We start from the raw sequence: 16,180 nt of genomic DNA on the forward strand, positions 1-16,180 counted from the left end.
ACGTGACTGACAACGCACTCAAGGCCCTCGCCGACCAGGGCGTCTCCGTCTGGCTCGACGACCTGTCGCGCGAGCGGATCGAGACCGGCAACCTCAAGGAGCTCATCGACAAGGGCATCGTCGGTGTGACGACGAACCCCTCGATCTTCCAGGCCGCCCTCGCCAAGGGCGACCGGTACGACGCCGACCTGCGCGCCTTCGCCGCCGACGGCAAGACCGTCGACGAGGTCGTCTTCGGCCTCACGACCGAGGACGTCCGCAACGCCTGCGACGCGTTCCTGCCCATCTACGAGTCCACCGGCGGTGTCGACGGACGCGTCTCGATCGAGGTCGACCCGCGCCTGGCCAAGGACACCGGCAAGACCGTCGAGGAGGCCAAGAAGCTCGTCGAGGCGGTCGACCGCCCCAACGTGCTCATCAAGATCCCCGCCACCGTGGAGGGCCTGCCCGCCATCTCGCAGGTCCTGGCCGAGGGCATCAGCGTCAACGTCACGCTGATCTTCTCCCTCGACCGCTACCGCGGCGTGATGAACGCCTTCCTCACCGGCCTCGAGCAGGCACGGGAGAAGGGCAAGGACCTGTCGAAGATCCACTCGGTCGCCTCGTTCTTCGTCTCCCGCGTCGACACCGAGATCGACAAGCGCCTCGACGCGCTCGGCACCGACGAGGCCAAGGGTCTCAAGGGCAAGGCCGCGGTCGCCAACGCCCGGCTCGCCTACCAGGCCTACGAGGAGGTCTTCTCGACCCCGCGCTGGAAGAACCTCGAGGACGACGGCGCCCACGCCCAGCGTCCGCTGTGGGCCTCCACAGGCGTGAAGGACCCGGCCTACTCCGACACCCTCTACGTCACCGAGCTGGTCGCCCCCCACACGGTCAACACCATGCCCGAGAAGACGCTCGACGCGGTCATCGACCACGGTGACGTCACCGGTGACACGATCACCGGCAACTACGCCGACGCCGCCGAGGTGCTCGACGCCCTCGAGGGCCTGGGGATCTCCTACGCCGAGGTCACCGCACAGCTCGAGCGCGAGGGCGTCGACAAGTTCGAGGTCGCCTGGGGCGAGCTGCTCGACGAGGTGCAGAAGGACATGGACCTCGCCCGCGCCGACGTGGGCGCCGACACGCCCGACAAGGAGTCCGGCGACACGGACCAGGTCGACCGGTGAGCTCACTCGGTGTGGTCGCCTCCGGCCCCGCCGCGGACGCGATCGCCGCATCCGTCCCGGCCCTGGTCGAGGCGCAGTTCGCGAGCAAGCTGTTCGCCCAGGACGCCACCCTCTGGGGTCCCGAGGCCGAGTCCGAGTCGGCGATCCGTCTCTCGTGGGTGAACCTCGCCCGCACGTCGCGGCCGCTCCTCGGGGAGATCGCGGCCCTGCGCGACCAGCTCCGCGGTGAGGGTGTCGACCGCGTCGTGCTGTGCGGCATGGGCGGTTCGTCGCTCGCGCCGGAGGTCATCTGCGCGACGGCCGGGGTCGACCTCGTCGTCCTCGACTCCTCCCAGCCCGACATGGTGCGCGACGCGATCGTCGACCTCGACCGCACTGTCGTCGTCGTCTCGAGCAAGTCCGGCTCCACGGTCGAGACCGACTCCCAGCGCCGCGCGTTCCAGGCGGCGTTCGAGGGCAAGGGCATCGACCCGACGAGCCGCATCGTCATCGTCACCGACCCGGGCAGCCCGCTCGACGAGCAGTCCCGCGCCGACGGCTACCGCGTCATCAACGCCGACCCCAACGTCGGCGGCCGCTACTCCGCGCTAACCGCGTTCGGGCTGGTCCCCTCCGGGCTGGCCGGTGCCGACATCGAGGCGCTGCTGGACGACGCCGAGGCCGTCGCCGACGTCCTCAGCGCCGATGACGACGCCAACCCGGCCCTGCGGCTGGGCGCGGCCATGGCCGCCACCAACCCCCTGCGCGACAAGCTCGTCCTCGTCGACGACGGCTCCGGCATCGTCGGCCTGCCCGACTGGGCCGAGCAGCTCATCGCCGAGAGCACCGGCAAGCAGGGCACCGGCATCCTCCCCGTGGTGGTCGGCTCCCAGGACGACCCCGAGGTCGCCCACCCCGGCGCCGACGTCACCGTCGTCCGCCTCAAGGGTGAGGACGAGGACGACTCCGCCACCGGCATGGTGGACGCCAGCCGGTCGGACATCGCCGTGAGCGGTCCGCTCGGCGCCCAGCTGCTGCTGTGGGAGGTCGCCACGGCGGCCGCCGGCAGGCTGCTCGGCATCAACCCGTTCGACCAGCCCGACGTGGAGAGTGCCAAGAAGGCCGCCCGCACCCTGCTCGACCAGGGCATGGGCGCGGCCGACGAGCCCGCAGCCACCGACGGCGCGGTCGAGATCCGCGCCCTGGGCGGCGACTGGCTCGCAGGCGCCACCACCGTGCCACAGGCGATCGAGGCGCTCTTCGGGCAGCTCGACGCCGACCGTGGCTACGTCGCGGTGATGGCCTACCTCGACCGGATCACCGACGCGGAGCTGGCCTCCGTGCGGCCCGGCCTGGCGCGCCGTACCCACCGCCCGGTGACGTTCGGCTGGGGGCCGCGGTTCCTCCACTCCACCGGCCAGTTCCACAAGGGTGGACCGGCCACCGGGGTCTACCTGCAGATCACGACCGCTCCCCACGAGGACCTCGCCGTCCCCGGGCGCGAGTTCAGCTTCGGTGACTTCGTGGCCTCCCAGGCCGCGGGTGACGCCCAGGTGCTCGCGCAGCACGGTCGCCCTGTCCTGCAGCTCCACCTCACCGACCACGATGCCGGGCTGGCCCAGGTGCGCGACGCCCTCACGACCGGCTCCGACCACGACGCGAAGGGCAGTGCATGAGTCCCACCCGTGTGACGCAGGACCACAACCCGCTGCGTGACCCGCGTGACAAGCGCCTCCCCCGCATCGCCGGCCCTTGCGGCATGGTCCTGTTCGGGGTCACCGGCGACCTGGCCCGCAAGAAGCTCATGCCGGCGATCTACGACCTCGCCAACCGCGGTCTCCTGCCGCCGGGCTTCTCGCTCGTGGGCTTCGCCCGCCGCGACTGGGCCGACCAGGACTTCGGGAAGATTGTCTACGACGCGGTCAAGGCGCACGCTCGTACCCCGTTCCGGGAGAGCGTCTGGCGTAACCTCGCCGAGGGATTCCGTTTCGTGCCAGGCACGTTCGACGACCCGAACTCCTTCGACCTGCTGGCCGAGACGGTCAAGTCGCTCGAGGAGGAGCGCGGCACCGGTGGCAACCAGGCGTTCTACCTCTCGATCCCGCCCGGCTCGTTCTCCACGGTCTGCGAGCAGCTCGAGCGCTCCGGCCTGAGTCGTCCTGCGGGCGACTCGTGGCGTCGTGTGGTCATCGAGAAGCCGTTCGGCCACGACCTCAAGAGCGCGCGCGAGCTCAACGACATCGTCGAGAGCGTGTTCCCCGCCGACTCGGTGTTCCGCATCGACCACTACCTCGGCAAGGAGACGGTCCAGAACCTCCTGGCCCTGCGCTTCGCCAACCAGATGTTCGAGCCGGTCTGGAACGCCAACTACGTCGACCACGTGCAGATCACCATGGCCGAGGACATCGGCATCGGTGGCCGCGCCGGCTACTACGACGGCATCGGCGCCGCCCGCGACGTCATCCAGAACCACCTCCTGCAGCTCCTGGCGCTGACCGCGATGGAGGAGCCCGTCTCCTTCGCCGCCGAGCACCTGCGCTCCGAGAAGGAGAAGGTCCTGTCCGCGGTGCGCCTGCCCAAGGACCTGGGCAAGGCCACCGCCCGAGGGCAGTATGCGCCGGGTTGGCAGGGTGGCGAGGAGGTCGGCGGCTACCTCGACGAGGACGGCGTCGCCCCCGGCTCGCGCACCGAGACGTATGCAGCGCTCAAGCTCGAGATCGACTCGCGCCGCTGGGCGGGGGTCCCGTTCTACCTGCGCACCGGCAAGCGGCTCGGCAAGCGCGTCACCGAGATCGCGGTGGTGTTCAAGAAGGCCCCGCACCTGCCGTTCAACGACACGGCGACCGAGGAGCTCGGCCAGAACGCCATCGTCATCCGGGTGCAGCCCGACGAGGGCATCACCATGCGCTTCGGTGCCAAGGTGCCCGGTGCCCAGATGGAGGTGCGTGACGTGACGATGGACTTCGGCTACGGCCGCGCCTTCACCGAGTCCAGCCCCGAGGCGTACGAGCGACTCATCCTCGACGTGCTGCTCGGCGACCCGCCCCTGTTTCCGCGCCACGAGGAGGTCGAGCTGTCCTGGCAGATTCTCGATCCGGTCGAGGCGTTCTGGGCCAAGCAGAAGGGTGCTGTCGAGCCCTACCTCTCGGGTGGCTGGGGACCAGCCAGCGCCGACGAGATGATGCACCGCGACGGACGCGTCTGGAGAATGCCTTGATCATCGACCTGCCCAGCACCTCGACCGTGGCCATCAGCAAGAAGCTGGTCGCGCTGCGCCAGGACACCGGGGCCATGGCCCTCGGCCGCGTCCTGACCCTGATCATCGTCGTCGACGAGCAGGAGGCCGACGAGGCCATCGAGGCCGCCAACGACGCCAGCCGGCAGCACCCGTGCCGCATCATCGCCGTCGTCATCGGCAACAAGCGTGGAGCCTCACGCATCGACGCCCAGATCCGGGTCGGCGGCGACGCCGGAGCCAGCGAGGTCGTCGTGGCCCGGTTGTACGGCGCGCTGACCGAGCACGGTCGCAGTGTCGTCACCCCGCTGCTGCTGCCGGACTCCCCCGTCGTGGCCTGGTGGCCCAGCGAGGCCCCGGCCAACGTGTCCAAGGACCCGATCGGCTCGATGGCCCAGCGCCGGATCACCGACGCCGCAGAGACCAAGAACCCGCGCCAGTCGCTGCTCAACCGTGCCCAGACCTACGCCGGTGGCGACACCGACCTGTCCTGGACGCGGGTCACCCTGTGGCGCGGACTGCTCGCTGCAGCGCTCGACCAGCGTCCGTTCGAGCCCGTCATCGAAGCCACCGTCACGGGCGGCAGCGACTCCCCCTCGACCGACCTGCTGGCGGCTTGGCTCGCAGAGACGTTGCGCTGCAAGGTGACTCGTGCCCGTAGCCGCGCCGGCACCGGCATGATCAGCGTCCGGCTGGACCGCAAGAGCGGCCCGGTGGACCTGGTCCGCCCCGACGGCACCGTCGCCACGCTCACCCAGCCCGGGCAGCCGGTGCGCCGGATCACCCTCGCCCGCCGGGCCACGGCCGAGTGCCTCGCCGACGAGCTGCGACGCCTGGATCCCGACGACATCTACGAGGAGACGATCCGCAAGGGTCTGCCCCGGGTCGGGCGGAAGTCGACGACCGCCAGCGACGCCATCCGTGAAGGCGATGCGCCATCGACCGAGGAGGCCGCCGCCGAGGCCCGCAAGCTCGCCAGGGCGCACCAGGCCGGCAGCGCGGCCATGGTCCGGGCACCGGACCCCGAGCAGCGGAAGAGCACCACCGCGACGGTGAAGAAGGCTGCTGCCCGCAAGCTCGACAAGGCCAAGGCCGGTCGTGCGTCCCCGTCCGACACGTCGACGAAGTCCGCGACGAAGGCCGCTGCCACGTCCACGCCGACGAAGGCCACGGCCAAGGTCGGGGCCAAGAAGGCCACGGCCAAGGTCGGGGCGAAGAAGGCCACGGCCAAGGTCGGGGCCAAGAAGGCCACGGCCAAGGTCGGGGCCAAGAAGGCCACGGCCAAGGTCGGGGCGAAGAAGGCCACGGCCAAGGTCGGGGCGAAGAAGGTCACGGTGAAGAAGGCTGCAGCGAAGCGGACCGCGACGACGAAGGAGGGCTCGTGACCAGCGAACCCGTCGTCCTCGTCCACGCGACCAAGCAGCTGTTGTCCGATGCGTCGGCGGCCCGGCTCATCACCGCCCTGGCCGACGCGCAGGCCGCCCGTGGTGAGGCGCACGTGGTCCTCACCGGCGGCACGATGGGCTCGGCGATCCTCGCGTCCGTGGCAGCCAGCGCGGCCCGTGACGCCGTCGCCTGGGACCGGTTGCACGTCTGGTGGGGCGACGAGCGATTCCTGCCCGCGGGCGACCCCGAGCGCAACGAGACCCAGAACCGCGATGCCCTGCTGGACGCCGTCCCGCTCGATCCGGCCAAGGTGCACGCCGTCCCCGGACCGGACGGACCCGATGGTGACGACGTGGCCGCAGCCGCGGCCAGGTATGCCGCCGAGCTGGCTGCCGCTGCCGGCGACGGGGCACCGTCCCCGACGTTCGACGTGCTGCTGCTCGGTGTGGGTCCGGACGCGCACGTGGCGTCGCTGTTCCCCGGTCACCCGGACCAGCTGACCGCCGGGGTGGCCGCGGCGCCGGTGCACGACTCCCCCAAGCCGCCGCCGACCCGGGTCACCCTGACCTTCGAGGCGCTGGCACGGGCCGAGCGGACCTGGTTCATCGTCGCGGGGGCCGACAAGTCGCACGCCGTGGCCGTCTCGGTCGCTGGAGCGGCCCCGTCCGAGTCCTCGGCCGCCCAGGTCAAGGGCCGGCAGGAGACCCTGTGGCTGCTGGACACCGACGCCGCCTCCGAGCTCGGCTGACCCGGTCTCCTGACCGCCGTGTCGTGACGCGGGTGGCTCACGGCACGGCGGGGGCCACCTGCGCGTCGGTCGCCAGCTCACGAAGGTAGGTCGCGAAGCCGCCGTCCACCCGACCCTCGAGGCGCCCCGCCGTGCGGACCCTGGTGGAGTCGGTGGCGACCCATGGGGCGCCTGTCGCCTTGACCGCGTCCGCGAGGAGGACGTCCTCGTGCAGACCGACCCCGGGGAACCCGCCCGCCTCGACGTAGCGGCTGGCGCGGACCCCGAGGTTGGCGCCGTGCACGTGGGGGTGCCCGTCGAGCAGGTGGTGCCGTTGGGCCCACCTCCCGAGGAGCGAGGCGTCGAGGTCGTGCGGCTCGACCGTCCCGAGCACGAGGTCGTGCCCACCCTCGGCGAGGTCGACCTGTGCCGTGAGCCAGTGCGGCGGCACCACGCTGTCGGCGTCCGTGCTCGCCACCCAGACCGCACCCAGGTCGACCACCTCACCATGTAGTCGACCTCGAGGGTTGGTCCCGGCGTGTCCTCGCCCCAGTGCGTGGTCGACGCCCGCTGCTCGCGCCCCACCCACGCAGCCCGCGGACACGACGAGCGTCTCGACGTCGGGGTGGCCCGCGACCACGTCGGCCGACCCGTCGACGCACCGGTCCAGCACGACGAGCACGCGCACCGCGATCTCCGGGCGTCGGCGCTGGAGCGCGCGCCGAGCCAGGTCCAGCGATCGCAGGCAGCCGCCCAGTGTCTGCTCCTCGTCCCGGGCCGGCACCACCACCGCGACGCAGCGCAGCGAGCTCACGCGAGACCCTCGAGATGCGCCGGAGACCGCGAGGGACCGGCGGCGAGGACATCGACCCGGAAGTCCTCCTCGACGTGGCTCACCACGACCTGCAGCCCGGGCAGCGCCACCGCCGCTGAGTGCACGGCATCGCCATCCAGCGGCCACCCCTGCACGGGGTGCCTCCAGTGGCACAGCAGCAGCAGGCCGTCATCGGCCAGGGACCGCACGCTCCGGGACAGGGCCTCGTCCAGCTCCTCCGGCCGCCAGAAGTAGCCGACCTCCGACAGCACGACGAGGTCGAACGTCCCCGCCGGCCACTGCTGCGGCGCCCGCATCCGCTCGACCTCCACCGAGCTGCGGCCCTCCAGCCGGGTCCGGGCCCTGCGCACCGCTTCGGCGCTGAGGTCGGTGGCGAGCAGGCTGGTGGCCCGGTCGGCGAGCTCCGCAGCGAGCACCCCGGTCGAGCAGCCCACCTCGAGCACCCGGCCCAGCTGCTGCCGGGGCAGCGCCGCCATCGTGACGGCCCGCTTTCGCCGCTCGTACCAGCTCGTCTCGAAACCCCAAGGATCCTCGGAGGTCTCGAACATGGCGTCGAACGCCGCGTCGGACGCAGCAGCGGGCGCCTCGCCAGCCTCTGGCAGGGTCCGCACAAACACCTCGTACGGGCGGGTGAAGCGTTCCACCACGTGCTCCGGCAGCAGCACCTCGTCCCCCGGCCGGTCCGACAGGGCCGCCGTCTGCGACCGGTGCGAGCGTTGCGCCGCCGCGCGACGCTGCTGCTCGTCGGCGCCCAGCACGAGCCGGACGACCGGCTCTCCCGCCAGGTCCGCGGTGGTCCCCCAGTGCCACAACCACACCGGGTACTCCAGCAGGGGTGCGCCGGCCGCCGAGGCGACCCGGGCAGCGACGGCACCCGCGGCCTCGTGGTCGGTGTGCCCGTCCCTGCGCCACGGTGCGGCGAGCACGGTGCCGGGTCCCACGACCGCCGACAGGGCCGCGTCGAGGGCCTCCTGGTGCTCCGACAGCCCTCCGTCGGGCAGGCGCAGCAGCACCAGCCACGCCTCGGGGTGGACCTCGCGCAGTGCTGCTGCCACCTCCTGCTCGCGGATCCGGGCCAGGCGCTGCGGAGTATGGCTGGGTGACCGCGGGTGCGACCCCTCACCGGAGGTGGCCACCACGAGGGTGGCAGGTCGACCCAGCGCCGCCGCGGCGGCGAGCAGTCCCCCAGCAGCGAGCGACTCGTCGTCGGGGTGGGCCGAGAGAACGACTAGGTGGCTGCCCGAGGGCAACAGGTCGAGGGCCTCGACGGGATCGGCGATCCCTTCGAGGGCCAGGGCCCAGTGCGTTTCAGGCGTGCCCGGTGCGTGGGGGTCGAATCCGGGCGGCGGGGCTGCGCTGGTCACGGCGCGGTCCCTGCGTCTGCTTTCAACCCGGCGCCCGGTCCCGACCAGACGTCCATGGACTGACGCCCCAGGGCGGCCTCGTCGCGCTCGGCGTGGTGCTGACGCAGGTAGACCGTCAGGTCGGCTGTCCGCGCGGCGTGCTCGGCGTCCGAGGTGAGCGGTCCCGGTCCCAGCGCGTGTCCCACCCGTGCCAGGACCTCCTCCGCTGCGCCGGCCACGACGGCCCGGACCCTGGCCGCCAGCAGGGCGCCGGCGTCCCCGTCGGCGGCCCCCGAGTCCACGGCCAGGGCCGCTTCGCTGAGCACCGCACGAGCCGCGTGCAACCGGGCGTCCACCGCCCCGAGGTGCATGAGCGCCACCTGGTCCGGCTCGCGCCGGCCACAGGCTGCGCCGAGGGTCCGAGCGAGGCCGACCGCGGCGCCGTACCAGCACGCAGCCACGCCCATCCCGCCCCAGGCGAAGCCGGGACGCTGCAGGTACCAGTCGTCCGCGCCCACCGGGCCGGCCGGCACCCCGTCGTAGTGCGTCGCGACCGAGACGAGGGCCGGCAGGCCGCGGGACACCCACCCGCGGGGGTCGTCATGGGTCGCGCCGGGGTGGGCCAGGTCGACGACGAAGGCCCTCCGGGCGGTCGGTGAGGTGTGGGCCGTGACGACGGCGTGGTCGACGTGCTGGGCCAACGAGCACCAGGGCTTGGTCCCGTCGAGCCGGAAGGAGCCGTCGCTCGTCGCGGTCGCCTCGAGCCGGGCGCCGGGGGCGTGGGCGGCCCACACCCCCCACGTGGTGTCCGCAGGCGGCAGGGCGAGCCCGGCCTGGTCGAGGATGGCCAGGGCGTCCAGGTGGGGTTCGGCCACACGGGCCACCGTCAGGTCGACCGCCGCGAGGGAGGCCAGCGTCGACCACAGCCGTGCGGTGTCGCCCCGGCCGGGAAGGGGTGTCTCGGAGAGGTCGGGCAGCAGCTCGAGGGCGCGAGGCACGTCACCGGCGGCAGCGCGGGCGCGCACCAACAGGGCCGAGTCACGGTCCGAGGCCGGCGAGGACGTGGGCGAGGACGTGGGCTCCATGGTCAGGGCGACCCAGCGCGGGGCGGTGGCGGACGGTTCGGGAGCCATCGGGCGTCTCCTCCAGGTGGGGTGGCTGCATACGAGCAGCCGTCAGGAACCCGTCCACCCACCCGTCGTGTGCCCCGTTCGTCGCGGGGCAAACGTGGCCATGACCTCGTGGTCGAACCAGTCGGGCACAGTCTGCCCGCCGGACGCGCGACGGGCACCCTGGACCGTGGTCCGGGGTGCCCGTCGCGCTGTTTCTTGCGGCGCCTACTGGATGAGCTTGCGGTCGCGCAGCGTGGCCAGCGCCTCGTCGAGGATGGCCTTGCCGTCGGCGTCCGAGCGACGCTCCTTCACGTAGGCGAGGTGCGTCTTGTACGGCTCGACCTTCGGCGGTGCCGGGGGGTTGGCCTCGTCCTGACCGGCCGGGAAGCCGCAGCGCGGGCAGTCCCAGGTCTCGGGGACGGCCAGGCCGGGCTCCTCGGCGAAGCTCGGACGGGTCTGGTGGCCGTTGGCGCACCAGTAGGAGATGAAGACGCGGGGAGCGGCGTCGCCGCGCTCCGCCTCGCCCATGGGTCCGGCGCCGACTCGGCTGCCTCGGATTGCGTTGCCACCTGCCATGTTGGAGTGCTTCCTTTCGGGTCAGGCGGAGAAGCGGTCGATGAGACCGAGGCCGACGATGCAGGCGAACCAGACGATGCCCACGGCGACCGTGAAGCGGTCGAGGTTGCGCTCGGCGACGGACGAGGAGCCCAGCGAGGTGGACATGCCGCCACCGAACATGTCGGACATCCCGCCACCCTTGCCCTTGTGCAGCAGGATCAGCAGGGTCAGGATCAGACTACCGATCACCAGCAGGACCTGCAGGCCGATGCGTACGGCTTCCACGGTTCACCCATCTTCGTTCGACGTCAGTGCGCCACCGAAACGGCAGCAGCGGTCAGGATACCTTCTCGCCCCGCCCGGCTGAACCGACCGCGCCGGTCCGACGCCGGCTCAGTCCGTCTTGTGGTGGTCGCGGTAGCGGCAGATCGAGGAGAACTCCTCGGCCACGATCGACGCACCGCCCACGAGGGCCCCGTCCACGTCCTCCTGCGCCATGATCGCGGCGACGTTGTTGGCCTTGACCGAGCCGCCGTAGAGCACCCGCACGGCGTCGGCGAGGTCACCGGAGTAGAGCTCGGCGAGCTTGGTCCGGATCGCCGCGCACACCTCCTGGGCGTCCTCGGGTGTCGCGACCTCGCCGGTCCCGATGGCCCAGACGGGCTCGTACGCGATGACGACCGTCTTGGCCTGGTCGGCGGTGATTCCGGTTAGACCCGCCTCCACCTGGGCGAGGACGTGGGCGATGTGCTCTCCGGCCTGACGGACCTCGAGGCCCTCACCCACGCAGAAGATCGGCGTGAGGCCGTACTTGTAGGCGGCCTTGAGCTTGGCGTTCACGACCTCGTCGGTCTCGGCGTGGTACTCGCGACGCTCGCTGTGCCCGACGGTGACGTAGCTGCAGCCGAGCTTGGCGAGGAACGCCCCCGACACCTCACCGGTGTAGGCGCCGGCGTCGTGCGCCGACAGGTCCTGTGCGCCGTGGCGCAGCTCGAGCCGGTCGCCGTCGATGAGGGTCTGCACCGAGCGCAGGTCGGTGAACGGCGGGAGGACGACGACCTCCACGGCCTTGAAGTCGTGCCGGCCGTCGCGCAGGGTCCAGTCGAGCTTCTGCACGAGGTGCGTGGCCTGCAGGTGGTCGAGGTTCATCTTCCAGTTGCCCGCCATGAGGGGCATGCGGCCGGAGGTCTTGGCTGCCATGAGGTGTCGTCCTTGCTGGGGTCGGGTGGGTCAGGCGCCGGGCTCGTCGAGCACCGTCAGGCCGGGGAGCTCCTTGCCCTCGAGGTACTCCAGGCTCGCGCCACCACCGGTGGAGATGTGGCCGAACTGCGCGTCCGCGAAGCCGAGCTGGCGCACGGCAGCGGCCGAGTCACCACCACCGACGACGGTGAGGGCGCCCTTCTCGGTGAGCTCGACCAGCGCGGCAGCGACCGCTGCGGTCCCGGCCGCATACGGCTCCATCTCGAAGGCGCCCATCGGACCGTTCCAGAACACGGTCCTGCAGTCCTTGAGCTTCTCGGCGAACAGGACCCCGGACTCCGGACCGATGTCCAGGCCCATCCGGTCGGCCGGTATGGCGCCGGCCGGCACCACCTCGCGCTCGGCGTCCGCCGAGAACTCCGTTGCGGCGACGATGTCGACGGGCAGGACGATCTCGACCCCGCGCTCCTTCGCCTGCTCCAGGTATCCGCGGACGACGTCGAGCTGGTCGGCCTCGAGCAGGGACGTGCCGACCTCGTAGTCCTGGGCCGCGAGGAAGGTGAAGACCATCCCCCCGCCGATGAGCAGGCGGTCGGCGGTCCGGAGCAGGTTGTCGATGACCCCGAGCTTGTCGGAGACCTTCGCACCGCCGAGCACCACGGCATACGGGCGCTCGGGGTCCTCGGTGAGGCGACGCAGCACCCCGACCTCGGTCTCGACGAGGCCACCGACCGCCGAGGGCAGCAGGCGGGCGACGTCGTAGACGCTGGCCTGCTTGCGGTGGACGACACCGAACCCGTCGGAGACGAAGACGTCGGCGAGCCCGGCGAGCTGGGCGGCGAACCCGGCGCGCTCCTCGTCGGTCTTGGCCGTCTCCCCCGCGTTGAACCGCAGGTTCTCCAGCAGCACGACGTCACCATCCTGGGCGGCGTCGACGGCAGCACGCGCACTGTCGCCCACCGTGTCGGTGGCGAAGGTGACCTCGCGCCCCAGCACCTCGCCGAGGCGGGCCGCGACCGGGGCCAGGGAGTACCGGTCCTCCGGCGCGCCCTTGGGCCGCCCGAGGTGGGCGCACACGATGACGCGTGCGCCCGCCTCGGACAGGGTCTGGATCGTCGGGACGGACGCACGGATGCGGCCGTCGTCGGTGATGGTCGAGCCGTCCAGCGGCACGTTGAGGTCAGACCGGACGAGGACGCGCTTGCCGCGCAGGTCGCCCAGCTCGGAGACGGACTTCATGCGGCGGTCAGAGGTTCTGGCCGACGAGCAGCACGAGGTCGGCGAGGCGGTTGGAGTAGCCCCACTCGTTGTCGTACCAGCCGACGACCTTGACCTGGTTGCCGATCACCTTGGTGAGGCCGGCGTCGAAGATGCAGGAGGCCGGGTCGGTCTCGATGTCCTTGGAGACGATCTGGTCCTCGGTGTAGACGAGGATGCCCTTGAGCGGCCCCTCGGCGGCAGCCTTGACCGCGGCGTTGACCTCTTCGACGGTGGTCTCCCGGCCGGCCTCGAAGGTGAGGTCGGTCGCCGAGCCGGTGGGCACGGGGACGCGCAGGGCGTAGCCGTCGAGCTTGCCCTTGAGCTCGGGCAGCACGAGGGCGACGGCCTTGGCCGCGCCGGTCGTGGTCGGCACGATGTTCAGGGCGGCGGCGCGGGCGCGACGCAGGTCCTTGTGCGGGCCGTCGTGGAGGTTCTGGTCACCGGTGTAGGCGTGGATGGTGGTCATCAGGCCCTTGACGATGCCGAACTCGTCGTTGAGGACCTTGGCCATCGGCGCCAGGCAGTTCGTGGTGCAGGAGGCGTTGGAGATGACGGTGTGCTTCGCGGCGTCGTATGCGGCGTCGTTGACGCCCATGACGATCGTGACGTCCTCGTTCTTGGCCGGGGCCGAGATGATGACCTTCTTGGCGCCGTTGTCGACGTGGACCTTGGCCTTCGTGGCGTCGGTGAAGAACCCGGTCGACTCGATCACGACGTCGGCGCCCAGCTCGCCCCACTTGAGGTTGGCGGGGTCGCGCTCGGCAAACACCTTGAAGGCCTTGCCGTCGACGGCGATCTCCTCGTCGGTGGAGGTCACCTCGCCCTTCAGGCGGCCCAGGATCGAGTCGTACTTGAGCAGGTGGGCCAGGGTGGCGTTGTCGGTGAGGTCGTTGACGGCCACGACCTCGATGTCGGCCCCCGACGCCTCGATGGCGCGGAAGAAGTTGCGACCGATGCGGCCGAAGCCGTTGATGCCTACGCGAACAGTCACTGTGCCGGGTCCTTGTCAGATGGGGACGGGGTGCCACACATGGCGCGGCACCAGGAGTCGCCTCCGACCCTAGGGGATGACGGTCGTGGTCCGACAGACGGTCCGGTGTACGGGCCGGTAACCACCGCACCACCTGCGGGTGGCGCCGGCGTCTGCCGCCGGCGTCCGCGGACGTGCCTACTGGTCGCCGCCGAAGAGGTCCCGGGTGTAGACCTTGTCCGCCACGTCGGCGAGCTCGGGCACGAGGCGGTTGGCGACGATGACGTCGGCAGCGGCCTTGAACTCGTCGAGGTCGCGCACGACCCGCGAGCCGAAGAAGTGGTCGTCGGCCAGCGCAGGCTCGAAGACGACCACCTCGACACCCTTGGCCTTGATCCGCTTCATGATCCCCTGGACGCTGCTGGCCCGGAAGTTGTCGGAGTCCGCCTTCATGATCAGGCGGTGGATCCCCACGACCTCGGGCCGACGCGACAGGATGTCCCTGGCGACGAAGTCCTTGCGGGTCGAGTTGGCGTTGACGATCGCCTCGATCAGGCTCTGCGGCACGTTCTGGTAGTTGGCCAGCAGCTGCTTGGTGTCCTTGGGAAGGCAGTAGCCGCCGTACCCGAAGGACGGGTTGTTGTAGTGGCTGCCGATCCGCGGGTCGAGGCCGACGCCGTCGATGATCTGGCGGCTGTCGAGGCCGTGCGTCGCGGCGAAGGTGTCGAGCTCGTTGAAGAACGCCACCCGCATCGCGAGGAAGGTGTTGGCGAACAGCTTGATCGCCTCCGCCTCGGTGCTGTCGGTGAGCAGCACCGGCACGTCGGGCTCGAGGGCGGCCTCGGTCAGCAGGTCGGCGAACCGCTGTGCACGGTCGCTGCGCTCCCCCATGACGATCCGCGACGGGTGCAGCAGGTCCCACAGGGCCTTGCCCTCACGCAGGAACTCCGGGCTGAACACCACGGAGTCCAGCCCCAGGCGCGCCGAGACGTCGCGGGTGAACCCCACCGGGACGGTCGACTTCACCACGAGGGTGGCCGTGGTGTTGTGGGCTGCCGCGTCCTTGAGCACCGCCTCCACGGAGGAGGTGTTGAAGTAGTTGGTCTCGGGGTCGTAGTCGGTCGGGGTGGCCACGACGACGAACTCCGCTCCGGCATACGCCTCGGCGGGCTCCGTCGTGAACGTGAGGTCCAGCTCGTCCGAGGCGAGGGCGGCCTCGATCTCGGTGTCGTGGATCGGGCTGCGGCCCGCCTTCAGGCCGTCGACCCGGGCGGCGTCGATGTCGAGCGCGACCACGGGGTGGCGCCGCGACAGCAGGACGGCGATGGACAGTCCGACGTACCCGGTCCCGACGACGGCGATCCGGGTCATGCGTCGAGCATGTCGGGCGTCAGGTTGGCGTCCGTCCCCGGCACCCCGAGGTCCTGGGCCCGCTTGTCGGCCATGGCCAGCAGGCGACGGATGCGGCCCGCGACCGCGTCCTTGGTCATCGGTGGCTGGGCCAGCTGGCCGAGCTCCTCGAGCGAGGCCTGCTTGTGCTGGAGCCGGAGCTCGCCGGCCTCGCGCAGGTGGTCAGGGATCTCCTCGCCGAGGATCTCCATCGCACGGTGCACCCGCGCCCCTGCGGCGACAGCGGCCCGGGCCGAACGGCGCAGGTTGGCGTCGTCGAAGTTGGCGAGCCGGTTGGCCGTGGCACGCACCTCCCGCCGCATCCGGCGTTCCTCCCACGCGAGCACCGCCTCGTGGGCGCCGAGCCGGGTGAGCATCGCTCCGATGGCGTCGCCGTCACGGATGACGACCCGGTCCACGCCGCGCACCTCGCGTGCCTTGGCCTGGATGCCGAGACGTCGTGCCGCACCGACCAGGGCCAGGGCGGCCTCCGGGCCGGGGCAGGTGATCTCCATGGCGGAGGAACGTCCTGGCTCGGTGAGCGAACCGTGCGCGATGAACGCCCCTCGCCACGCGGCCTCGGCGTCACAGGCCGAGGCACTGACGACCTTCGGCGGCAGCCCCCGCACCGGACGTCCCCGCGCGTCGATGAGACCGGTCTGACGTGCCAGCGCCTCACCGTCCTGCACGACACGCACGACGTAGCGGCTGCCCTTGCGCAGTCCTCCGGCGGCGAGGACGAGCACCTCGGACGGGTGGCCGTAGAGGTCGGCGATGTTCTTGCGCAGACGACGTGCCGCGTTCGCCGTGTCGAGCTCGGCCTCGACGACGATCCGGCCACCGACGATGTGCAGGCCTCCCGCGAACCGCAGGGTCGCCGCCACCTCCGACTTGCGGCAACAGGGTTTGGTGACGTCGAGCCTGCTGAGCTCGTCCTTGACCCGCGCCGTCATCGCCATGCCGTCATCCTGTCATCTTGCCGTGGTGCGTCGGCGCGGTCCGCGGACCCGCCTTGAA

General features: G+C 71.4%; 15 protein-coding genes. 5 read left to right on the plus strand and 10 right to left on the minus strand.

Annotation, left to right across the window (positions count from 1 at the left end; translation table 11 throughout):
* The first annotated feature begins 2 nt into the window (after positions 1-2).
* Genes tal through pgl form a run of 5 tightly spaced genes read left to right on the plus strand, consistent with a single transcriptional unit; the run spans position 3 to position 6,517 of the window.
* The gene (gene tal, locus ABEG17_RS18625) at positions 3-1,169 is read left to right on the plus strand and encodes a transaldolase (RefSeq protein ID WP_406830984.1); all 1,167 of its coding nucleotides are present in this window, start codon (positions 3-5) and stop codon (positions 1,167-1,169) included.
* Positions 1,166-2,824, plus strand: coding sequence for a glucose-6-phosphate isomerase (locus ABEG17_RS18630; protein WP_406830985.1), 1,659 nt, complete (start codon positions 1,166-1,168; stop codon positions 2,822-2,824). Before tal ends, ABEG17_RS18630 begins: the two co-directional genes overlap by 4 nt.
* Positions 2,821-4,365, plus strand: coding sequence for a glucose-6-phosphate dehydrogenase (gene zwf / locus ABEG17_RS18635; RefSeq protein ID WP_406830986.1), 1,545 nt, complete (start codon positions 2,821-2,823; stop codon positions 4,363-4,365). The genes ABEG17_RS18630 and zwf overlap by 4 nt, the downstream gene beginning before the upstream one ends.
* On the plus strand, positions 4,362-5,768 hold the full coding sequence (locus ABEG17_RS18640) for a glucose-6-phosphate dehydrogenase assembly protein OpcA (protein ID WP_406830987.1): 1,407 nt from the start codon (positions 4,362-4,364) through the stop codon (positions 5,766-5,768). Before zwf ends, ABEG17_RS18640 begins: the two co-directional genes overlap by 4 nt.
* Positions 5,765-6,517 carry a 6-phosphogluconolactonase gene (pgl, locus tag ABEG17_RS18645; RefSeq protein ID WP_406830988.1) on the plus strand — a complete coding sequence of 251 codons (753 nt, stop codon included), beginning with the start codon at positions 5,765-5,767 and terminating at the stop codon, positions 6,515-6,517. Before ABEG17_RS18640 ends, pgl begins: the two co-directional genes overlap by 4 nt.
* 37 nt (positions 6,518-6,554) lie before the next feature.
* Here pgl and ABEG17_RS18650 read toward each other — a convergent pair whose 3' ends face one another.
* The 10 genes from ABEG17_RS18650 to whiA all read right to left on the minus strand — a co-directional run bounded on the left by ABEG17_RS18650 (position 6,555) and on the right by whiA (position 16,122).
* Entirely contained in the window at positions 6,555-7,310 is a 756-nt protein-coding gene (locus ABEG17_RS18650; RefSeq protein ID WP_406830989.1) for a glycosyltransferase, read from the minus strand.
* The gene (locus ABEG17_RS18655) at positions 7,307-8,695 is read right to left on the minus strand and encodes a PIG-L family deacetylase (RefSeq protein WP_406830990.1); all 1,389 of its coding nucleotides are present in this window, start codon (positions 8,693-8,695) and stop codon (positions 7,307-7,309) included. The genes ABEG17_RS18650 and ABEG17_RS18655 overlap by 4 nt, the downstream gene beginning before the upstream one ends.
* The gene (locus ABEG17_RS18660; RefSeq protein WP_406830991.1) at positions 8,692-9,807 is read right to left on the minus strand and encodes an acyl-CoA dehydrogenase; all 1,116 of its coding nucleotides are present in this window, start codon (positions 9,805-9,807) and stop codon (positions 8,692-8,694) included. The genes ABEG17_RS18655 and ABEG17_RS18660 overlap by 4 nt, the downstream gene beginning before the upstream one ends.
* 204 nt (positions 9,808-10,011) lie before the next feature.
* On the minus strand, positions 10,012-10,362 hold the full coding sequence (locus ABEG17_RS18665; RefSeq protein WP_344189289.1) for an RNA polymerase-binding protein RbpA: 351 nt from the start codon (positions 10,360-10,362) through the stop codon (positions 10,012-10,014).
* A 21-nt stretch (positions 10,363-10,383) separates the two neighbouring features.
* Entirely contained in the window at positions 10,384-10,629 is a 246-nt protein-coding gene (gene secG, locus ABEG17_RS18670) for a preprotein translocase subunit SecG (RefSeq protein WP_406830992.1), read from the minus strand.
* 108 nt (positions 10,630-10,737) lie between these two features.
* A complete protein-coding gene (gene tpiA, locus ABEG17_RS18675) occupies positions 10,738-11,544 on the minus strand; it encodes a triose-phosphate isomerase (RefSeq protein ID WP_406830993.1) in 807 nt (268 codons plus the stop codon).
* 30 nt (positions 11,545-11,574) lie between these two features.
* Positions 11,575-12,783 (minus strand): phosphoglycerate kinase, encoded by a 1,209-nt coding sequence (locus ABEG17_RS18680; protein WP_406830994.1) that lies wholly within the window; start codon positions 12,781-12,783, stop codon positions 11,575-11,577.
* A 7-nt stretch (positions 12,784-12,790) separates the two neighbouring features.
* The gene (gene gap / locus ABEG17_RS18685) at positions 12,791-13,795 is read right to left on the minus strand and encodes a type I glyceraldehyde-3-phosphate dehydrogenase (RefSeq protein WP_406830995.1); all 1,005 of its coding nucleotides are present in this window, start codon (positions 13,793-13,795) and stop codon (positions 12,791-12,793) included.
* A 177-nt stretch (positions 13,796-13,972) separates the two neighbouring features.
* Positions 13,973-15,145 (minus strand): nucleotide sugar dehydrogenase, encoded by a 1,173-nt coding sequence (locus ABEG17_RS18690; RefSeq protein WP_406830996.1) that lies wholly within the window; start codon positions 15,143-15,145, stop codon positions 13,973-13,975.
* Positions 15,142-16,122, minus strand: coding sequence for a DNA-binding protein WhiA (whiA, locus tag ABEG17_RS18695; protein ID WP_406830997.1), 981 nt, complete (start codon positions 16,120-16,122; stop codon positions 15,142-15,144). The genes ABEG17_RS18690 and whiA overlap by 4 nt, the downstream gene beginning before the upstream one ends.
* Positions 16,123-16,180 lie beyond the last annotated feature (58 nt).

Source organism: Pedococcus sp. KACC 23699 (genome assembly GCF_045348425.1).
Classification (GTDB): domain Bacteria; phylum Actinomycetota; class Actinomycetes; order Actinomycetales; family Dermatophilaceae; genus Pedococcus.